Source organism: Streptomyces sp. NPDC029151 (genome assembly GCF_055564315.1).
In genome coordinates this window covers 1,223,287-1,242,875 of record NZ_JBVHWQ010000001.1, presented here as the reverse complement: position 1 = coordinate 1,242,875, position 19,589 = coordinate 1,223,287, and the positions used below count along the sequence as shown (strand labels likewise).

The window sequence follows — 19,589 nt, the reverse complement described above, 5'->3', positions numbered from 1 at the left end:
ACCGAGGTCACCAAAGGGAGAGAGAGGAAATCCCCTCGCCTGCCCCGCTCCCCCCCCCCCCCCCCCCCCCCCCCCCCCCCCCCCCCGGCCCGAGCGCCCGAGTGTCTGCCCCGGTTACCTCGGGGCCGTGGTCCCGTACCGGACCTCGTTGGCCAGGACGACGCCGTGGCTGGAGACGTCGAGGACCATCCGGTCGCCGTTCTCGATCCGGAAGCCGTCGTGGTAGGTGGCCTTGTCCGCGCCGAGGAACAGGTAGTTGACCAGGCCGGGGCGGCGCAGCAGCGGGTGGGAGAACAGGTACTCCGCCATGTCCGGGATCCGGTGGAAGAGGGAGTCGGCGCCGCACGAGAAGTCGCCCTGCCAGGCCCGGGCCCCGTCCCGTTCGACGGTGACGCTGCCGGTCACCTTCTCGGGCGGGGTGTCGAGGAACAGCCACGGCGTGATCGAGGTCTCGCACAGCTTGGCGTACGGCGTCCACGCCCACGGGTTCTTCAGGTGCAGGCCGATGTCGTTCAGGTCGTTGCCGAAGGTGTAGCCGGCGTAGTGCGGGACCCCCTCGTCGTCGTTGGCGTACACCAGGACGACCTCGGGTTCCTCCAGCAGCCAGACCGGGTCGGCCGGGGTGGTGAGCGGCTCGTCCGGCATCCGCAGCCAGGAACCGAAGCCCTTGATGTAGTAGTTCGGGGCGGTGAACTCCTCGTCCGGTTCCGGGGCCCGGTCGAACTTGGAGCGGTGGGTGCCCATGAACCCGTTGACCAGGGCGTTGTTGGAGGCGGTGGGCAGCAGCGGCGGGAGGAACCTCAGGCCGGCGTCGCCCGGTTCCACCTCGATCCGGCCGCTCTGCCCGGCCACGGCGGACAGCAGGTCCTCCGGGCCGTGGCCGGCGACGAGCGCGGCCTGCAACTGGCCGTCGGTCACCGGGTACAGGGTGAGGGGGCTGCCGGGCACCGGCAGGCCGTGGCCCGCGTACCGCCGGCCCTGGTACTCGCACTCGAAGATGATGGACATGGCTGTCAGGGTCTCCTCAGGAGTGGGCGGATGAGTGGGGGGCCGGGAACCCGTGGGTGCGGGAGGCGAGCACGATCCCGAGGACCGGGACCAGGAGGACCAGCACCGTCCAGGGGAAGGCGTCCGCTCCCACGGCGTCCAGCAGGAGGCCGCCGGCGATGCCGCCGCCGGCCATGGCGACGTTCCACAGGGTGACCAGCATGGCCTGGGCAGCCTCGGCGGCCTCCCCGCCGGCCTGGCCGCCCGCGGTCTGCAGCAGGGTGGGCACCCCGCCCCAGCCCAGCCCCCACAGGGCGGCGGCGACGTAGACCAGGGCGTCGGTCCCGGAGAAGGCGCCCATGACGGCGACGGCGACGCCGACGAGCAGGGTGCTGACGATGGTCAGGGTGCGCAGGTGCCGGTGGATGCTCGCGCCGACGACCCAGATGCTGACCAGGCAGGCGACGCCGAAGACGAGCAGGACCGCGTCCGCCCGGTCGCCCATGCCGATGTCGTCGAGGAAGGTGGCGATGTAGGCGTACAGGAGGGTGTGGGCCAGGACGAAGACCAGGGTGACGGCCAGCACCGCGGCGACGCCCGGCACGCGCAGGGTGCCGCGCACGGGGATCTTGCCGCCGGCCTGCTGGCCGGGGTAGTCGGGTGCGACGGCCGTGATCCACACGAGCAGCACCACGGTCAGGGCGGTCATCGCGAGGAAGGCGGCCTGCCAGGAGACCACCTGCCCCAGGAAGGTCCCGGCCGGTACGCCCAGGGACAGGGCGACGGGGATCCCGGCCATGGCGATCGCGATGGCGCGGCCCTCCTGCTGCGGGGCCACCATGCGGCGGGCGTAGCCGGCCAGCAGGGCCCACGCCAGGCCGGCGGCGACACCGGCGACGAACCGGGCGGCCAGGGTGAGCGGGTAGTTCGCCGACAGGGCGGTCACGGTGTTGGCGACGGCGAAGCCCGCCATCGCCGTCAGCAGCAGCCGCTTGCGGTGCCAGCCCGCGGTGGCCGCGGACAGCGGGATCGCGGTGAGCACCGTGCCCAGCGCGTAGATGGTCACCGTCTGACCGGTGGCCGACTCGCTGGTGTGCAGGCCGGCACTCATGTCGGGCAGCAGCCCGGCGGGCAGGGTCTCGGTGAGACTGGTGATGAACACCGCGACGGCCAGCGCGAGGAGCGCGGCCATCGGCAGCTTCTGCTCTGCTGCCGGAGTCTGTCCGGACGCGGGGACGGGGGTGGCGGTGCCGGCGGTCGGCTCGGCGCTTGTCATGATGGGTGCCTTCGATGTGAGGGTCGGGCCCGGCGTGGAAGGGTTCTCCCGGGGCGGGAACGGATCAGGCCGGCGCGGTGCGGGCACCGGTGAGATCGGCCAGCGCGGCGCCGAACTGCCGCAGGTTCTCGCGGATCCAGGGCAGTTCGAGAGGGTCCGGCGCGGTGAGCGCCGCGGTGCGCCGCTCGTCGTCCTCGCCGTACAGACGGCTGGTCGCGATCCGGATCCGCAAGGGGTCGCCGGGCTCCCCGAAGGCGCTCGCCGGGAGCACCCCGACGCCGTGCCGCTCGACCAGGAAACGGACCAGGTCCGCACCGCCGTGCACGCCGTGGGTCCGGGCCAGCCGGTCCCCGAGCGGTGCGAAGTCCGGGTACAGGTAACAGGTCGCGCGGACCGGGGCGAGGAGCGCGCCCGCGTCGGTGAGCCGGCCGGCGACCGCGCGCACCACGGTCTCGTGCAGCCGGCGGCTCGCGGCGACACGTTCGGTGATCTCCGGCGGCTCGCCGAAGGCGTACGCGGCAGCGGCCTGCACCGGCGCCGGCGGGCTGGACCAGATCTGGCTGGCGACCGAGACGAGGCGGCCGTGCAGGGAACGCCCCGGCCCGCTGTCGGGGAGGCGGGCCACACCGGTGCGCCAGCCGCCGACGGCGAGGTTCTTGGTGAGCCCGGTGGTGACGACGGTGCGTTCCGGGGCGTGCCGGGCCGGGGACTCGGCGGGCGGCGAGGTGTCGTAGACGAGGTCGCAGTAGATCTCGTCGGAGACGATGACGAGGTCGAGCTCCCGGGCCGCGGCCGCCAGGCGGCGGACCGTGTCCGGCGAGGCGACGGCCCCGGTCGGGTTGTCCGGCAGGGTCACCACCACGCACCGGGGGTCCCGGCCGGCCGCGCGCGCCGCGGTGACGGCCGTGCGCAGCCGCTCCGGGTCCGGTACCCCGCCCTGGCCCGCGGCGATCGGCACGGGGACGGGACGCACCCCCGCCAGCCGGGCCTGGGCGGCGTAGCTGACCCAGCTGGGCACGGGCACGACCACGTCCCCGCCGATGGCCAGCAGCAGCGCGAACAGCAGGGGCTTGCTGCCCGGGCCGGCCACGACCAGCCCGGGGTCGGTGGCGAGACCGCGCCGCCCCCAGTATCCGGCGGCCGCGGCACGCAGGGCCTGGCTGCCGGACACGGGGCCGTACGCGTTCTCGTCCGCGGCGGCGGCGAGCCGCCGGCGCAGCGCGGGCAGCACGGGCAGACCGATCTCCCCGCCGGCCATCGCCAGCACCTGTTCCCCGGCTCGGCGCCTGCGGTCCAGGGCCTCGTCGGCGGCCAGGGTCGCCGACATGGATACGGACGGGGCGTCGGACATGCTGTCACTGCCCCCAGTCGCGCAACTGGACCTCGACCATCTCCAGGGTCAGCCGGCCGTCGGTGACGTCCTCCACCCGGAGGGTCAGCATGCACTCGGGGCAGGAGAGCGTCTCGCCCTGGACGACCGGCGGGACCGTCAGATCGGTCTCGCACTCGGGGCAGGCGCCGGTGAGGGTGGCGCTGGACATGGATCGACTCCGTTCGTGAGGTGGGTGACGGTCCACCACCTTCCAACGCACCGCCGGAAAGAGTAAGAGCAGGCCCGTCAATTCTCTGTAGTGGATTGTCAAGAAGTGTCAAGACGGAGCGGAGTTGCAAGATTGCCCTGGCGGAATGTCAAGTCCGTCGGATTACGGCCGCCGGGGCTCTGAGCAGCAACTAACGTGCCGCCATGGACATTTTCCCGCTGCCCCGCCTCGGGCTGGTCGTGCCTCCGGAAAATCCCTTGGCGGAACCGGAGTTCAACCGCCTCGTCGGTGCCGAGCTGAATGTGTACACCGCTCGTTTTCCGCTGACTCCCGGAATGGGCGTGAAGGAAACGATGCTGCGGTACAACGACGTTCTCGCGGACACGCTCGGCACCTTCGGCCGTATGCGTCTGGACGCCGCCGTGGTGGCGTGCAACGCGTCGCACTATCTGCTGGGCCCCGAGGGCGACCGCGCGTTCGTCGCCGAACTGTCGGAACGCTTCGGCTACCCCGTGCAGTCGACGACGCGGGCCATCCTCGCGGTGTGCGAGCACTTCGGGATATCCCGCCTGACGCTCGTCTCGCCCTACTGGGACTGGCTGACGGAGACCTCCCGTTCCTTCTGGGAGCAGGCCGGCGTCGCGGTCGACCGGGTCGTCCTCGCCCCGGCCGTGCCGGACCCGGACGAGAAGGACCACGAGTTCGACCCGTACCGGGTGACGACCCGGACGCTCCTGGAGCGGATCCGCGCCGCCGGCCTGCCCGACGACGGGGCCGTCCTCTTCACCGGCACGGGCATGGGCACGCTGGCCGCCCTCGCCGAACTCGACCGCGAGTTCGGCCGGACCACGCTGCTGACGTCCAACCTCGCGGCGGCCTGGTGGGCGCGGCGCACGGTGGGGGCCGCCGGCGCGGAGGTCCACCCGCTCCTGGAGCGCCTGGAACGCGGCGCGCGCTGAGGATCGGCCCAGCCCCCCGTTCTTCCCCTGCTTCCCGTTCCCCCCTCGTTCCCTTCCCCGATCCGCAGACCGTTTCCAAGGAGGCGCCGGCCGTGGTCACCGACAGCGCAGCACAGCAGACGTCCGATTCCCTCGTGGCCGTGGTGAGCGGCGGCGCGTCCGGTATCGGGGCGGCCGCCGCGGCCGCGCTCACCGCCCGGGGCGTGCGGGTCGCCGCCCTCGACCTGAAACCCGACGAGGTGGCCGCGCCCGCCGTCGGCATCGCCTGCGACGTCACCGACGACGCCTCCGTGCGCGGTGCCGTGGCCGAGACCGTGGAGCGCTTCGGCCGCATCGACATCGTCGTCAACAACGCCGGTGTCGCCGCCCAGGGCACGGTCGCCGAGAACACGGACGAGGAGTGGCACCGCGTGCTGGACGTGAACGTCGTCGGCATGGTCCGGCTGGCCCGCGCCGCGCTGCCCTACCTGCGCCGCTCCCCGGCCGCCGCGATCGTCAACACCTGTTCCGTCTTCGCCTCGATGGGCGTGCCGAGCCGGGTCCTGTACTCCGCCTCCAAGGGCGCCGTCCGCTCCCTGACCCTGGCGATGGCCGCCGACCAGGTCCGGGAGGGCATCCGCGTCAACGCCGTGGCCCCCGGCGCCGTCGACACGCCGTGGATCCAGCGGGTACTGGCGATGAACGCCGACCCGCAGGCGGCGCGGGACGCGCTGGACGACCGTCATCCGCTGGGCCGTCTGGCGCGGCCCGCGGAGGTCGGCGAGGCCATCGCGTACCTGGCCGTGGACGCCTCCGGCACCACCGGCACGGTCCTCGCCGTCGACGGAGGCATCCACGACCTGCGCCTGTGAGACGGGTGCGGGGGCGCGCGGGACGACGACGCCCCGCCGGGATCCCCGGCGGGGCGTCCGCCCGTGTCCCGTCAGGCGGAACCGACCGGCTCCTCCAGGACCAGCAGGCGACGCTGGCAGATGAGGTAGCCGAGCTCGGCGCGGCTGCGGCTGCCCAGAACCTCGGCGACCTTCTTGATGTGGGCCGAGACCGTACGGGAACTCATGCCCAGGCGGGCGGCGATCGCCTCGTCGGTGTGGCCGGTGACGACCATGCGGAGCACGGCGGCGCGGACCGAGTCGGTCACCAGGTCCGGGCGGTGCTGTTCCGGCGCGATGGAGACCGGCCGGGCACGCGCCCAGGTGTGTTCGAAGACCTTGACGAGGAAGGCGACGGCGCCGGGGTGCCGGACGGCCAGCGCCGCGTTCTTGCGCTCGGGGATGCCGGGGATGAAGGCCACCGAGCGGTCACAGATGATGAGGCGCTCGAACACCTCGTCCACGGTGCGGACCTGGGCGCCCTCGGCCGTCACGCGCTCGATGTAGGCGAGGGTCGGCTGGTGGGAGCGGACGCTGTGCTGGTAGAGCGTCCGCTGGGCGACACCGCGCTGGAGGATCGCCAGGTCGCGGGGCAGGGCCTCGGCGAGCAGGGCGGGGGAGCGGCCGCCGCCCGGCTGCGCCGTGAGCAGTTCCTCCGTGCAGGCCTCGACGACCAGCCGCAGGGACTGGCTGATCACGTCGGCGCCCCGCAGGGACTCGATGGGGACCCCGGTGTCGTGCTGGGCCCGGTGATACAGGCTCTGGGCGGCCACGAAGGACGAGCGCAGTGACGACAGCGTATTCTCGTGGTGTTCGATCTCTCGGACCACGGAGCGGGAAAGTTCCGCCTCGGCGACTTTCGGGGGGATCGGGACGTACAGTCCGGCCACGCCCGGAATGGGGCGCAGCAGCCGGTAAGCGATGAGGCATTCGGGAACGTCCCCCGAGATCGTTCCGTCATTGAGGGCTTCGCGGTAACGCTCCAGCCCTTGAGCGCAGAAATACACGCCCGATGTTCCGTCGGCGCGCTTTCGGCCGTCGTCCTTCTCCTCGATGTCCTCTTCCTGGCACATATGTCCCACCTTCGTGTTGGCGCGTTGCGTGATCCCGACGCCTGTCGCCCTCGCTTCCCCGTCCGCACGTCAGCATCATTGATCACGTGGGGGGACGCGGTCGAGCGGGCTCCTGCCAGGCCATTCGGCCTGGCCAGGGCCGCGAATGATCATCACCGCCAGCCACGCGGGATATTGCTAAACATGGAACTACTCACACTGGCGAGGTATCGAAGATGTACCAGACTGCCCGGTACGGCCGCGTCTGCACCGCCGTTGTCGTGGGTATCGCCACGACGGGCGACGACTCGGCCTGGGGCTGATTTCAGCCAACCAGACCGAATGTCGCCAAGAGAGAATTCTCTCTTCCGTGTCCCGGGGGATGCCCCGGGGGTTCGGGGGGCTTTCCGTAGTTCTTTCGGAGGAATGAGCTGTTTTCCCGAAAGAATGCCAGCGATTCACGTCCGAGTAGAAGATTTCACTGTGCACCGGCCTGGGGAGGGAAAGAGGGATGGCCAGCGAGCCGTACGACGTCGTGGTCGCCGGCGCGGGCCCCGCCGGGCTGCTCACGGCGGCCCTGGTGGCCGGCCGGGGACACCGGGTGCTCCTGCTGGAGCGGGATCCCGGCCCGGGGCTCCTCCCGGGCGGGGTCGCACGGGAGCGGTCCACCGCGGTCAACGTCGTCGTCGAGGACGGGCGCGTGGCCGGGCTGCGCCACCTCCCGGAGGGGGAGCCGGCCCGCACCGTGCGGGCCCGCTGTGTCGTGGACGCCTCGGGCGGCGACAGCCTGCTGCGCCGTCATGTCGCCGGTGACCGCGGCTCGTCCGGACTGGCCGTGTACGCCTGCTTCAGGGCGGACACCGGCCGGGCGGAGGTCCCCCGGCGCTTCCCGTTCGGCAACGGCTGGTTCTGGACCGCACCGGCCGGCGACGGGCTCACCCAGGTGGGCGCCGTGGTGCGGCCGGACCTTGCGGACCGGGTGCGCACGGACCCGGAGGGCGCGCTGTCCGGCTTCGCCGAGGCGTGTCCACCGGTCAGGGACCTCCTGGCCGGCGCCGCCCGGGCGGCCGGCCGGCCCGGCCGCTTCCGGGTGCGCCCGCACTGGTCGTACGCCGACCACCGGCTGTGGCGCCGCGGGATGCTGCTCGTCGGCGACGCCGCGTGCGCGGCCGGGGCGCGGTCGCTGCCGTCCCCCGGGACCCACCTGGCGTGCCGGGGCGCCGGGCTCGCGGCCCGCGCCCTGGACGGGTTCCTGCGCGGAACGGCGGACGAGGCGGAGGCCTTCGCGGAGTTCGAACGGCGCTACCGGGAGGCGTACGACAGCGTCCTGCACCCCGGGGTCCTTCCGGACGAGGGCATCGCGGACGAGGTCCTGCCTCCCGGAGGGACGTTCCCGTCGCCGTCCGGCCCGCCCGCCCGTGCGGCACGGGCCCGCGTCAGTCGGTGACGAGGTCGTCCGGCGCGGACCGGGCGAGTTCGACCAGCTTGCCGAGCGCCTGTGACAGGACCTCCGGCTGCGGGGAGGCGAGGCCCAGGCGAACGGCGTTGGGCGCCTGGCTGCCGCCGACGGTGAACGCGGCGGCGGGCACCACCCCGATACCGTGCCGCGCCGCCGCGGCGACGAACGTGTCCGCCCGCCACGGGCGGGGCAGTTGCCACCAGCAGTGATAGGAGCGCGGATGGCTCCGCACCGCGAAACCGGCGAGGTGCCGGCCCGCGATCTCCTGACGTACCGCCGCTTCCCGCTGCTTGGCGGCCACCAGTTTCTTCACGGTGCCGTCCTGCTGCCAGCGGTGGGCCGCCTCCAGGGCGAACCGCATGGGGGACCAGCCGCCCGAGCGCAGGGAGACGGCGATCTCGCTCGTCAGGGCCGGCGGCGCCACCGCGAAGCCGAGCGTCAGGCCGGGCGCGATGCGCTTGGAGAGGCTGTCGATCAGCACGGTCCGCTCGGGGGCGTAGGCCGCGAGCGGCGGCAGCTCGTCGCGCAGGAACGCCCAGATGGCGTCCTCCACCGCCGGGATCCCGAGCCGCAGCAGGACCTCCGCCAGCTGCTCGACGCGCTGCTCGGGCATCGTCAGGGAGAGCGGGTTGTGCAGCCTCGGCTGGACGTAGACGGCGTGCAGCGGGGCCGCGGCGTGGGCCTCCGCGACGGCCTCCGGCACCAGTCCGTCCTCGTCCATGGCCAGCGGGACGAGGGTGATGGCGAGCCGGGCGGCCACGGCCTTGACGACCGGATAGGTCAGCTCCTCGACACCGAGGCGCCCGCCGGGCGGCACCAGGGCGGTGATGACGGCCGAGATGGCCTGCCGTCCGTTGCCCGCGAAGAGGACCTGCGCGGGGGAGGGGCGCCAGCCGCCGCGGGCGAGGGTGTCGGCGGCGGACTCCTGGACGGCCGGCAGGCCGGACGTGCCGACCGGCAGCAGGGCGTACCCGAGGGCGTCGGGGCGCAGCAGTCCGCCGAGCCCCTCGGCGAGCAGCGCGCTCTGTTCGGGCACGGCCGGGTAGTTCAGCTCCAGGTCGACCCGGCCGGCCGCCGGCTCGGTGAGCGCGGGCGGGGTGGTACCGGACACCGCGGACACCGCGCGCACGAACGTGCCGCGTCCCACCTCGCCCACGGTCAGGCCACGCCGGGCCAGCTCCTGGTACACGCGGGTGGCGGTGGAGTTGGCGATGCCCTGCCGGCGGGCGAACTCGCGCTGCGGGGGGAGGCGGTCGCCGGGCCGGAGGACGCCGGACCGGATCTCCTCGGCCACCGCGTCGGCGACGCTCTGATAGTCCTTCACGCCTCGTGCTCCCCTCGTCCGCTCCGGGCCGCCTCCATCCAACCACAGCATTGCACTCGGTGCAATGAGTCAGTTGCATCGAGCTATTGCCCTGCCCTAAGCTCCGAGTATTGCCCCGAGGTCAGGAAGGGAGTCCTGGGCTCAGTGAAGACGACCCCGACCCCGACCCGGTCACCGCTCGGCCGCACTCCCGCGCCCCTGCCCGACTGCCGTCAGTGCGGCTTCCGATCCCATCTGATCAGGCAGGACGCCATCGCCGAAGCGCTGCGGGAGTACGCCGCCGCCTGGCAGGCGACACTCCGCGACCCGGCCCTCGGCGGCCGACGCACGGGCGTCCCGGCCTGGACCCCCTTGGAATGCGGCTGCCATGTCCGCGACATGTGCCTGCTCTTCCACACTCGACTCGATGCAATCCTGGGGCAATCCGCGAGTGCACCGATACCGGCTCCCGGCGCGACGGCCGGAGCGACCGAGGACGACCGTGACAGCACCCCGCGCTACCGGGACGAGGAGCCCCGGCACGTCGCGGAGGAGCTGGGACGGGCCGCCGAGGCCCTGGCCCGCCGCCTGGCCCGGCTGACCGCCGACGACTGGCACCGCGACGACCCGCGCCTGGGCGATCCGCGGCTCACCGTCGACTTCTTCACCCGCCACCTCCTGCACGACATCGTCCACGACCTCGCCGAGGCCGGGCACGACGCCGGCGCCGACACGGCGCACGCGGAGGACGGCGGCGCAACGCACCTACGAATGAGGGGTTTTCATGGTTGAACTGAGCGGGATCCTCGGCGTCTCGGTGGTGGCACTCGGCATGGTGCTCACCCCCGGCCCCAACATGATCTACCTCGTCTCCCGCAGCATCACCCAGGGCAGGCGCGCCGGGATCATCTCCCTCGGCGGTGTGGCCCTGGGCTTCATGATGTACCTGCTCGCCGCGAACCTGGGCCTGTCGGTCGTGTTCCTCGCCGTGCCCGAACTGTACGTCGCGGTCAAGCTCGCGGGCGCCGCCTACCTCGCCTACCTGGCCTGGAACGCCCTGAAGCCGGGCGGCCTCTCCGTCTTCGACCCGCAGGACGTCCCGCACGACTCGCCGCGCAAGCTGTTCACCATGGGCCTGATGACGAATCTGCTCAACCCGAAGATCGCCATCATGTACCTGTCGCTGATCCCCCAGTTCATCGACCTGGACCGGGGCCACGTCCTGCTCCAGGGCATCATCCTCGGTTCGTTCCAGATCGTGGTCAGCATCGCGGTCAACCTGACCATCGTGCTCGCCGCCGGCACCATCGCCGTCTTCCTCTCCCGCCGCCCCTCCTGGCTGAAGGTGCAGCGCTACATGATGGGCACGGTGCTCGGCGCCCTCGCCGTCACCCTGGCCATCGACACCTCCGGCCCGGCCGTCAGCAGCTGACGGACACCGGCGCACACGCCGAGGGGGGACACCGGTTCCGGTGTCCCCCCTCGGCGTCGTGCCGTGTCAGTGGTGCCGGCGGAACGGTTCGCAGGACCGCTCACGGGCTGCGGTGAGGTGTTCCGCGTGTTCCTGGAGGGAGCGGACGCCGACGTCGCCGTGGTGGAGGGCGTCGATGCCCTGGACGGCGGCGGCGAGTGCCTGGACGGTGGTCAGGCAGGGCACGGAGCGGGCGACGGCGGCGGTGCGGATGTCGTAGCCGTCGAGGCGGCCGCCGGTGCCGTAGGGGGTGTTGACGATGAGGTCGACCTCGCCGTCGTGGATGAGCTGGACGATGGTCTTCTCACCGTTCGGGCCGGTGCCCTCGGACTGCTTGCGCACGACGGTGGCGTTGATGCCGTTGCGCTTGAGGACCTCGGCGGTGCCGGAGGTGGCGAGGAGCTCGAAGCCGTGCGCGACCAGTTCACGGGCCGGGAAGATCATCGAGCGCTTGTCCCGGTTGGCGACCGAGATGAACGCCCGTCCCTTGGTGGGCAGCGGCCCGTAGGCGCCGGCCTGCGACTTGGCGTAGGCGGTGCCGAAGACGGAGTCGATGCCCATGACCTCACCGGTGGAGCGCATCTCCGGGCCCAGGACGGTGTCCACACCGCGGCCGTGGATGTCACGGAAACGCGACCACGGCATCACGGCCTCCTTCACCGAGATCGGCGCGTCCAGCGGCAGCTCGCCGCCGTCACCCTGCCGGGGCAGCAGCCCTTCGGCGCGCAGCTCGGCGATGGTCGCGCCCAGCGAGATCCGGGCGGCGGCCTTCGCCAGCGGCACCGCGGTGGCCTTGGAGGTGAAGGGCACGGTCCGCGAGGCGCGCGGGTTGGCCTCCAGGACGTAGAGGATGTCACCGGCCATCGCGAACTGGATGTTGATCAGCCCGCGCACGCCGACCCCGCGCGCGATGGCCTCGGTGGACACCCGCAGCCGCTTGATGTCGAACCCGCCCAGCGTGATGGGGGGCAGCGCGCACGCGGAGTCGCCGGAGTGGATGCCGGCCTCCTCGATGTGCTCCATCACACCGCCGAGGTAGAGCTCCTCGCCGTCGTAGAGGGCGTCGACGTCGATCTCGATCGCGTCGTCCAGGAACCGGTCGACGAGGACCGGCCGGGAGGCGCTGATCTCGGTCGACTCCGCGATGTAGGAGGCCAGCCGGGTCTCGTCGTAGACGATCTCCATACCCCGGCCGCCCAGCACGTAGGAGGGGCGGACCAGGACGGGGTAGCCGATCTCGTCCGCGATGGCCTTGGCCTCCGCGAAGGTGGTGGCCGTGCCGTGCTTGGGCGCCGGCAGGCCCGCCTCCGCGAGGACCCGGCCGAAGGCGCCCCGGTCCTCGGCCGCGTGGATGGCCTCGGGGGACGTGCCCACGATCGGCACACCGTTGTCCTTCAGGGCCTGGGAAAGGCCCAGCGGGGTCTGGCCGCCCAGCTGCACGATCACGCCCGCCACCGGGCCGGCCTGCTGCTCGGCGTGGACGATCTCCAGCACGTCCTCCAGCGTCAGCGGCTCGAAGTACAGGCGGTCGGAGGTGTCGTAGTCGGTGGAGACGGTCTCGGGGTTGCAGTTGACCATCACCGTCTCATAGCCCGCATCCGACAGCGCGAAGGAGGCGTGGACACAGGAGTAGTCGAACTCGATGCCCTGCCCGATCCGGTTCGGCCCCGACCCCAGGATGATCACCGCGGGCTTCTCACGCGGCGCGACCTCGTTCTCCTCGTCGTAGGAGGAGTAGAAGTACGGCGTCCTCGCCGCGAACTCCGCCGCGCAGGTGTCGACCGTCTTGTAGACGGGGCGGACACCGAGGGCGTGCCGGACCTCGCGGACGACGTCCTCGCGCAGACCACGGATCTCCGCGACCTGCTGGTCGGAGAAACCGTGCCGCTTGGCCTCCGCGAGCAGCCCGGCCGTCAGCTCCGGCGCCCCGGCCAGCTCGTCCGCGATCTCCTTGATCAGGAACAGCTGATCCACGAACCACGGATCGATCTTCGTGAACTCGAAGACCTCCTGCGGGGTGGCGCCCGCCCGGATGGCCTGCATCACCGTGTTGATCCGGCCGTCCGTGGGACGCACCGCCTCTTCGAGGAGGGCGGTCTTGTCGCCGGGGTCGCCCACGAAGGTGAACTGGCTGCCCTTCTTCTCCAGCGACCGCAGCGCCTTCTGGAACGCCTCCGGGAAGTTCCGGCCGATCGCCATCGCCTCACCCACCGACTTCATCGTCGTGGTCAGCGTGGAATCGGCCTGCGGGAACTTCTCGAACGCGAACCGCGGCGCCTTGACGACCACGTAGTCCAGCGTCGGCTCGAAGGAGGCCGGGGTCTCCTGCGTGATGTCGTTCGGGATCTCGTCCAGCGTGTAGCCGACGGCCAGCTTCGCCGCGATCTTCGCGATCGGAAAGCCGGTCGCCTTGGAGGCGAGCGCCGAGGACCGCGACACACGCGGGTTCATCTCGATGACGATGACCCGGCCGTCCTCCGGGTTCACCGCGAACTGGATGTTGCAGCCACCCGTGTCGACGCCGACCTCGCGGATGATCGCGATACCGACATCACGCAGCACCTGGTACTCACGGTCGGTCAGCGTCATCGCCGGCGCCACCGTGATCGAGTCACCGGTGTGCACACCCATCGGGTCGAAGTTCTCGATGGAACAGACGACCACGACGTTGTCGTGCTTGTCCCGCATCAGCTCCAGCTCGTACTCCTTCCACCCCAGGATCGACTCCTCCAGGAGCACCTCGGTGGTCGGAGACAGCGTCAGGCCCTGGCCGGCGATCCGGCGCAGCTCCTCCTCGTCGTGCGCGAAACCCGAGCCGGCACCGCCCATGGTGAACGAGGGGCGGACGACGACCGGGTAGCCGCCGAGGGTCTCCACGCCCTGGAGGACGTCGTCCATCGAGTGGCAGATGACCGAGCGGGCCGACTCGCCGTGCCCGATCTTCCTGCGGACCTCCTCCACGACGTCCTTGAACAGGTCGCGGTCCTCGCCCTTGTGGATCGCCTCCGGCTTCGCGCCGATCAGCTCCACGCCGTACTGCGTGAGGACCCCGCTGTCATGGAGAGCGATCGCGGTGTTGAGGGCCGTCTGGCCGCCCAGGGTCGGCAGGAGGGCGTCGGGGCGCTCCTTGGCGATGATCTTCTCGACGAACTCGGGGGTGATGGGCTCGACATACGTGGCGTCGGCGATCTCCGGGTCGGTCATGATCGTCGCCGGGTTGGAGTTGACGAGGACGACCCGCAGGCCCTCGGCCTTCAGGACCCGGCAGGCCTGGGTGCCGGAGTAGTCGAACTCGGCGGCCTGGCCGATGACGATCGGGCCGGAGCCGATGACCAGGACGGATTTCAGGTCGGTGCGTTTAGCCATGGGCCGGCTCCATCAAGGATGCGAAGCGGTCGAAGAGGTAGGCGGCGTCGTGCGGACCGGCTGCCGCTTCGGGGTGGTACTGGACGGAGAACGCGGGGCGGTCGAGCAGCCGGAGGCCCTCCACCACACCGTCGTTGAGGCAGACGTGGGACACCTCGACCCGGCCGAAGGGAGTCTGCGACACCCCGTCGAGCGGCGCGTCCACGGCGAAGCCGTGGTTGTGCGCGGTGACCTCCACCTTGCCGGTCGTACGGTCCTGGACCGGCTGGTTGATGCCCCGGTGGCCGTACTTCAGCTTGTACGTGCCGAAACCGAGGGCGCGGCCGAGGATCTGCTGGCCGAAGCAGATGCCGAACAACGGAGTGCCGCGTTCCAGGACGGCCCGCATCACCGACACCGGGTGGTCGGCCGTCTCGGGGTCGCCCGGGCCGTTGGAGAAGAACACACCGTCCGGGTCGACGGCGTACACGTCCTCCACGGTGGCCGTCGCGGGCAGGACGTGCACCTCGATGCCGCGCTCGGCCATGCGGTGCGGGGTCATCCCCTTGATGCCGAGGTCGATCGCCGCGACCGTGAACCGCTTCTCGCCGATCGCCGGGACGACGTACGCCTCCTTCGTCGCCACCTCCTCGTAGAGGCTCGCGCCCTTCATGTGCGGCTGGGCCTGCACGCGCTCCAGCAGCTCCGCCTCCGGGGCGATCGCCTCGCCGGAGAAGACGCCGGCGCGCATCGAGCCACGCTCACGCAGGTGACGGGTCAGCGCCCGGGTGTCGATGCCCGAGATCCCGACCACGCCCTGCCGCTCCAGCTCCTCGTCCAGCGAGCGCCTGGCCCGCCAGTTCGACGGCACGCGCGCGGGGTCGCGCACCACGTAGCCGGAGACCCAGATACGGCCCGACTCGTCGTCCTCGTCGTTCCAGCCGGTGTTGCCGATCTGCGGGGCCGTCGCCACCACGATCTGACGGTCGTACGACGGGTCGGTGAGCGTCTCCTGGTAGCCGGTCATCCCGGTGGAGAACACGGCCTCGCCGAAGGTCTCCCCCACGGCCCCGTAGGCACGCCCGCGGAAGACGCGGCCGTCCTCCAGGACGAGTACGGCCGTGGTGCGGCCGCCGGCGCTCATCGGTCGAGTCCGCACGCCGGGCGGCCGCCGCCGAGGTTCTCGGGCTGGGGCGCGCACTCCAGGCGGAACTGGGCCGCGGTGCGCAGGACCGCCTTCTCCACCTCGCCGCTGGAGTCGCCGCGGAAGCGGAAGCGGGCGCCGACGTGTTCGTAGCCGCCGACCCGCGGGATGACCTGGCCGACGTCGGGGACGACGGCGGCGTACGGCGCCTCGGCGGGGTCCTGCGGGGCGGGCAGCTCGTGGCCGACCACGCGGCAGGGGGCCGGGACGGGGGACGGTACGAGCAGCCAGCCGCCGGTGCGCCAGCGCTCGGGTACGGGCAGGTCGGGGGAGCGGCCGAGCTGGATGTCGGCGGCGGCCCGCATCAGGTCGATGCCGTGCACCTCGCGCCAGACGAACGGGATCTCCGCGCCGCCGACCCGGTAGCCCGCCTCCAGGAAGCGGATCTCGGGGCGGCCGGCGGGACCGGTGCCGACGAACGCCTCCAGGTGGAACACCCAGGCCTCGGTGCTGAGCGCGCCCGCGACCCTGGCCGTGAACTCGCCGAGCGCGGCGAGCAGTCCGGGGTCGTCGATCTCGACGGAGCCGAGCGCCTGGCCCTGGGTGAAGTCGACGCAGGTGTTGACGTAGCGGGAGGCCCGCCAGGGGCCCAGGCGGTCGCCCGTCCACAGGCCGTCGATGTGCACGATGTCGTCGGGGCAGTACTCCTGCACCAGGCGCGGCTCGGGCGGCAGCGCGGTCAGCTGGGGCAGGTCGGCCGCGGAGGAGACCCGGATCACGCCCCGGCTGGCGGTGCCGCGGCGGGGCTTGACCACGACGGGCAGGCCGTGGCGGTCGGCGAAGGCGCGTACGGCCTGCGCGTCGGGGGCGTCGGCGAAGCGGGGCGTCGGGACGCCGGCGTCGGCGACGATCCGGTTCATCGTCAGCTTGTCGCGGTAGCGGGCGAGTTCCGCCGGTGTCTGGCCGGCGCACCCGAGGCGCTCGCGGACGGTGGCGGCGGTGTCGAGGTCGCCCTCGTTGAGGGCGACCAGCCGGGCCGGCGGGCCGAAGCGGGCCCGCAGCTCGGTGACCGCGCGCCACACCGCCGCCGTGTCGTCGGTGGCGGGGACCACCACGACGGCCGCGGCCTCGGCGGGCACCGAGTCCTGGGCCAGCGCGGTGGTGACGTAGCTGACGTGGTGGGTGCGGTGGTCCAGGTAGTCCTCGTAGCGGGCGTGGCGGTCCCGCCAGCGGTGCAGGATGACGACGTGGCGGTTCATGCGCGCTCCGTTCCGGTCGCGGCGACGTCGCGGACGCGGCCCACGGCGTAGGTCGCCGAGACCACGGCGGCGCGGGCGGAACCGAGGGCGTCGCGGCAGGCGTCGAGGTCGGGCTCGGGCAGACCGGCCACGATGTCGGTGGCGCAGTCGATCAGGTGCAGGGCGGCCCGGATCAGCGGCTGCTCGTCGGTGTACCGCTCCTGGACGAGCCGCCGGGCGGAGTGCAGCTGGGTGACGGGGTCCGATACGGAGCTGGCCGTCGGGACGGTCGAGGCGATGGGGTTCACAGGCGGTTCCCTCCCAGTGGTCGGTCGGTGCGGGCCGGCCTCGCGGGACGTCACGGCCAGGCGGTGCCTGGGCGTGCACGAGGCGGGCCGGACGGCCGGGCGCCGGCGGATGCGGGGCCCGGCCGCCCGGCCGGAGAAGCGGTCCGGTGCGGCGGACGGCGTGCTCAGCGCGTCTCGAAGCGGATCTTCGCGTTGACGGCCTCGGTCTTGGCGACGGCGTCGTCCGCGTCCCGGCCGGACGCGATGGCGTACCCGGAGACGCAGTCGGCGACGGTGAGCAGCGGCGGTACGGTCTCGCCGGCGCTCTTGCCGATCACCGCGGCCACCTCGACGTCGCGGAACTCGTCCAGGTAGGGCAGGAAGACGTACTGGACCTCGCCCTGGGGGAGTGTGCGCACCTCGTCGGCGGCGTCCTCGGCGACCTCGACGGCGGTGACCGTGCCGGGCTCGGGGGTGAAGAACCGTACGGCCGCGCCGCCCAGCGGCTCGGGCGAGGTGGCGGGCAGCTCGTCGATGCCGAGCGGCACGGTGAGGAACATCCGGTTCAGGTCCAGCCCGAAGGCGCGCCTGACCAGCTCGGGGGCGCCGCTGCCGGCCAGCCGGGCGTGCGATTCCAGGACCCGGGGGCCCTTCTCGGTCAGCACGAACTCGCTGTGCGAGGGGCCCTCGGTGAGGCCCACCGCGTCCAGCAGCTTCGGCGTCAGCTCGCGCAGTTCGGCGAGCCACGGCTCGGCGTACCGGCTCGGGGTGCTGACCTCCCACTCGACGTACCGCTCGTTCATGCGGTACTCCGAGTAGCCGATGGGCAGGTGGCGGCCCTCGTAGGAGAAGGAGTCGACGCTCACCACCGGGCCGTCGAGGTACTCCTCGGCGATGATGCCGGTGATGCCCGCCTCACGCAGCGCCTCCCAGGCCCGCTCGGCGTCCTCCGGGCCGTCCACGGGGTGGATGTGCAGGCTGGCCACGCCGTCGACCGGCTTGACGATGATCCGCTCGCCGACCTCGGCGCGGAACTCCGCGATGTCGGCGGCGCTCTCCACCATCCGGTAGCGCACCGGGCTCAGAGCGTGCTTGTCGAGCAGTTCACGGGTGAGTGCCTTGTCCTTGAGGGCACGCGCCGTGGCCTCCGTGACACCGGGCAGCCCCAGCGAGTCCACGACGAACCCGGTGGACTCGGCGGCCGGCTCGGTGGTGGTGAGCACCCGGTCGAACGGCCGCTCGTCGTGCAGGGGCTTCAGCACGTCGAGGATGGCCTGCCCGTCGGCGATCGGGGCGTGCACGATGCGCTCGCAGTGCTCGGCGATGGCCGGGTCGTACGCGCCCTCCTCGTGGACGAGGACGACATCGATGCCGAGCTGCTTGGCGCCGGCGATCGGGGCCGGGCGGCCGCCGATGACGGCCACGCGGTAGGTGTTCATGGGGTTCCCTTCGTGCGGGTGGAAGTGGCGGGCTCAGGCGGCGTAGCAGCGGCGCAGCCAGCGGGCCGTGGCGTCGGGGCGCGGGGTGAACGCCTTGCGGCGGTGCAGCACCCGGTGGTTGTCGAAGATCAGGAAGTCGCCCGTGTCCAGGACGAGTTCGGCGGCCGGGATCGTGGCCAGGGTGTCCGACCAGCTCTCCAGGGCGGTCCGGGCGCGGTCGGTGACACCGCTGGTGGTGCCGCGGTCGTAGCGGACCCGGTGGCGGCCGGTGCCGTCGGACTCGATGATCGCGGCCTCGCGCAGCGGGCTGGTGGCCCCGCCGTCGTTGGAGTCGGGCGCGCCGACCTCGAACTCGGGCGTCTGCAGGATCTGCCGGGTCCCGGGGTCCAGGCGGACCATCACGTCGTCGAGCGCGGCGATCTCGGTGGGCACCTGCTCCTCGTTGCGCACCGCGTAGAAGGTCAGGTACGGCGGGGTGTACAGGCGCGGGTCGGAGCCCGGCCGGCCGAACGGCTGGTGGGGGTTGTCGGAGTGCCAGAAGAACTCCGAGTCGGCCCCCCAGGAACTGGTGGTGCCGCAGGCCGCCGGGTTGGGGACGACGTTGCGGATGAGGTGGCCGTCGTTCTCGTAGGCGACGGCGAAGGGCGTGCAGCCGATCAGGCGGATCAGCCCCAGGTGGATGGCGTTGGTGACGGCCAGTTCCGGTTCGTTGCCGAAGCCGCTCACCGGGGTGTCGGGGAAGTTCTGCGCCGGCAGGTTGGACAGCACCAGGGCGTGCCGCGCGGCGGCGGTGAACACCTGGATGCTCTGCAGCACGTCACCGGGGAGGTGGCGGCTGAGCGCGTACGCGCCGATGCCGGCGAGGATGGCGTCGTCGAGATCGGAGTCCAGGCGGGTCTCCGAGACGCGTTCCGAAATCTCCTTGTCCAGCAGGTCCCGGACACTGTCGTCGATGTGGTGCCGGGCGAACTGGAGCAAGCTGGTCATCGTGGGTCTCCCATCGGTGGTGCGCACACCTGGCCGCTCGCCGTTCAGCGAGCCTGTGCCGGGGTCGGCGCGGTCCAGTAGGTCTGGGTGCCGGCGGGCCGGCGGCGGGCCATGGGGTCCTTGACGACCCGGCTCACCAGTCCGGCGGGCGTCACGACCAGGCAGTAGAGGAGGAAGAGCAGGAGGGTGCGCATGGGCGGTCCGTTCTCCCGGCGCCCCCGCGGGGCGCCGG

Annotated in this window: 18 protein-coding genes; 5 read left to right on the top strand and 13 right to left on the bottom strand. The window is 72.3% G+C overall.

Annotation, left to right across the window (positions count from 1 at the left end):
• Positions 1-114 precede the first annotated feature (114 nt).
• The 4 genes from ACZ4VF_RS04990 to ACZ4VF_RS04975 form a co-directional block, all read right to left on the bottom strand.
• The gene (locus ACZ4VF_RS04990) at positions 115-1,008 is read right to left on the bottom strand and encodes a fumarylacetoacetate (FAA) hydrolase (protein ID WP_467923220.1); all 894 of its coding nucleotides are present in this window, start codon (positions 1,006-1,008) and stop codon (positions 115-117) included.
• Between the two features lie 16 nt (positions 1,009-1,024).
• The gene (locus ACZ4VF_RS04985) at positions 1,025-2,263 is read right to left on the bottom strand and encodes an MFS transporter (protein ID WP_467923219.1); all 1,239 of its coding nucleotides are present in this window, start codon (positions 2,261-2,263) and stop codon (positions 1,025-1,027) included.
• Between the two features lie 64 nt (positions 2,264-2,327).
• Positions 2,328-3,614 (bottom strand): pyridoxal phosphate-dependent aminotransferase, encoded by a 1,287-nt coding sequence (locus tag ACZ4VF_RS04980; protein ID WP_467923218.1) that lies wholly within the window; start codon positions 3,612-3,614, stop codon positions 2,328-2,330.
• 4 nt (positions 3,615-3,618) lie between these two features.
• Positions 3,619-3,804 carry a lysine biosynthesis protein LysW gene (locus ACZ4VF_RS04975; protein WP_189306927.1) on the bottom strand — a complete coding sequence of 62 codons (186 nt, stop codon included), beginning with the start codon at positions 3,802-3,804 and terminating at the stop codon, positions 3,619-3,621.
• Positions 3,805-4,007: 203 nt separating this feature from the next.
• Here ACZ4VF_RS04975 and ACZ4VF_RS04970 point away from each other — a divergent pair, with 203 nt between their 5' ends.
• Both ACZ4VF_RS04970 and ACZ4VF_RS04965 read left to right on the top strand, forming a co-directional pair.
• Positions 4,008-4,763 (top strand): maleate cis-trans isomerase family protein, encoded by a 756-nt coding sequence (locus ACZ4VF_RS04970; RefSeq protein WP_467923217.1) that lies wholly within the window; start codon positions 4,008-4,010, stop codon positions 4,761-4,763.
• A 92-nt stretch (positions 4,764-4,855) separates the two neighbouring features.
• A complete protein-coding gene (locus tag ACZ4VF_RS04965) occupies positions 4,856-5,614 on the top strand; it encodes an SDR family NAD(P)-dependent oxidoreductase (RefSeq protein ID WP_467923216.1) in 759 nt (252 codons plus the stop codon).
• 71 nt (positions 5,615-5,685) lie between these two features.
• Here ACZ4VF_RS04965 and ACZ4VF_RS04960 read toward each other — a convergent pair whose 3' ends face one another.
• A complete protein-coding gene (locus ACZ4VF_RS04960) occupies positions 5,686-6,705 on the bottom strand; it encodes a helix-turn-helix transcriptional regulator (RefSeq protein WP_467923215.1) in 1,020 nt (339 codons plus the stop codon).
• A gap of 490 nt (positions 6,706-7,195) precedes the next feature.
• Between ACZ4VF_RS04960 and ACZ4VF_RS04955 the strand changes: the two genes are divergently transcribed.
• Positions 7,196-8,131 (top strand): NAD(P)/FAD-dependent oxidoreductase, encoded by a 936-nt coding sequence (locus ACZ4VF_RS04955; protein WP_467923214.1) that lies wholly within the window; start codon positions 7,196-7,198, stop codon positions 8,129-8,131.
• On the opposite strand, the gene ACZ4VF_RS04950 is transcribed toward ACZ4VF_RS04955, so the two are convergent.
• Complete coding sequence (locus ACZ4VF_RS04950) at positions 8,121-9,467, bottom strand: aminotransferase-like domain-containing protein (protein ID WP_467923213.1); 1,347 nt, start codon at positions 9,465-9,467, stop codon at positions 8,121-8,123. The genes ACZ4VF_RS04955 and ACZ4VF_RS04950 overlap by 11 nt on opposite strands.
• A gap of 144 nt (positions 9,468-9,611) precedes the next feature.
• On the opposite strand from ACZ4VF_RS04950, the gene ACZ4VF_RS04945 reads away from it, so the two are divergent.
• Both ACZ4VF_RS04945 and ACZ4VF_RS04940 read left to right on the top strand, forming a co-directional pair.
• Positions 9,612-10,238, top strand: coding sequence for a DinB family protein (locus tag ACZ4VF_RS04945; protein ID WP_467923212.1), 627 nt, complete (start codon positions 9,612-9,614; stop codon positions 10,236-10,238).
• A complete protein-coding gene (locus ACZ4VF_RS04940; RefSeq protein WP_467923211.1) occupies positions 10,231-10,878 on the top strand; it encodes a LysE family translocator in 648 nt (215 codons plus the stop codon). The genes ACZ4VF_RS04945 and ACZ4VF_RS04940 overlap by 8 nt, the downstream gene beginning before the upstream one ends.
• A gap of 66 nt (positions 10,879-10,944) precedes the next feature.
• Here the strand turns inward: ACZ4VF_RS04940 and carB are convergent, their stop codons facing one another.
• From carB to ACZ4VF_RS04905, 7 genes are all read right to left on the bottom strand, one after another.
• Positions 10,945-14,283: a carbamoyl-phosphate synthase large subunit gene (gene carB, locus ACZ4VF_RS04935; protein ID WP_467923210.1), complete on the bottom strand. Its 3,339-nt coding sequence runs from the start codon at positions 14,281-14,283 to the stop codon at positions 10,945-10,947.
• Entirely contained in the window at positions 14,276-15,406 is a 1,131-nt protein-coding gene (gene carA, locus ACZ4VF_RS04930) for a glutamine-hydrolyzing carbamoyl-phosphate synthase small subunit (RefSeq protein WP_467923209.1), read from the bottom strand. The genes carB and carA overlap by 8 nt, the downstream gene beginning before the upstream one ends.
• Positions 15,403-16,665, bottom strand: coding sequence for an ATP-grasp domain-containing protein (locus ACZ4VF_RS04925; protein ID WP_467923208.1), 1,263 nt, complete (start codon positions 16,663-16,665; stop codon positions 15,403-15,405). The genes carA and ACZ4VF_RS04925 overlap by 4 nt, the downstream gene beginning before the upstream one ends.
• Positions 16,662-16,952: a hypothetical protein gene (locus ACZ4VF_RS04920; RefSeq protein ID WP_467923207.1), complete on the bottom strand. Its 291-nt coding sequence runs from the start codon at positions 16,950-16,952 to the stop codon at positions 16,662-16,664. Before ACZ4VF_RS04920 ends, ACZ4VF_RS04925 begins: the two co-directional genes overlap by 4 nt.
• A 164-nt stretch (positions 16,953-17,116) precedes the next feature.
• The gene (locus ACZ4VF_RS04915) at positions 17,117-18,370 is read right to left on the bottom strand and encodes an ATP-grasp domain-containing protein (protein WP_467923206.1); all 1,254 of its coding nucleotides are present in this window, start codon (positions 18,368-18,370) and stop codon (positions 17,117-17,119) included.
• 33 nt (positions 18,371-18,403) lie between these two features.
• Positions 18,404-19,357 (bottom strand): TauD/TfdA family dioxygenase, encoded by a 954-nt coding sequence (locus tag ACZ4VF_RS04910; protein WP_467923205.1) that lies wholly within the window; start codon positions 19,355-19,357, stop codon positions 18,404-18,406.
• Between the two features lie 44 nt (positions 19,358-19,401).
• Positions 19,402-19,551 carry a hypothetical protein gene (locus ACZ4VF_RS04905; protein WP_467923204.1) on the bottom strand — a complete coding sequence of 50 codons (150 nt, stop codon included), beginning with the start codon at positions 19,549-19,551 and terminating at the stop codon, positions 19,402-19,404.
• Positions 19,552-19,589 lie beyond the last annotated feature (38 nt).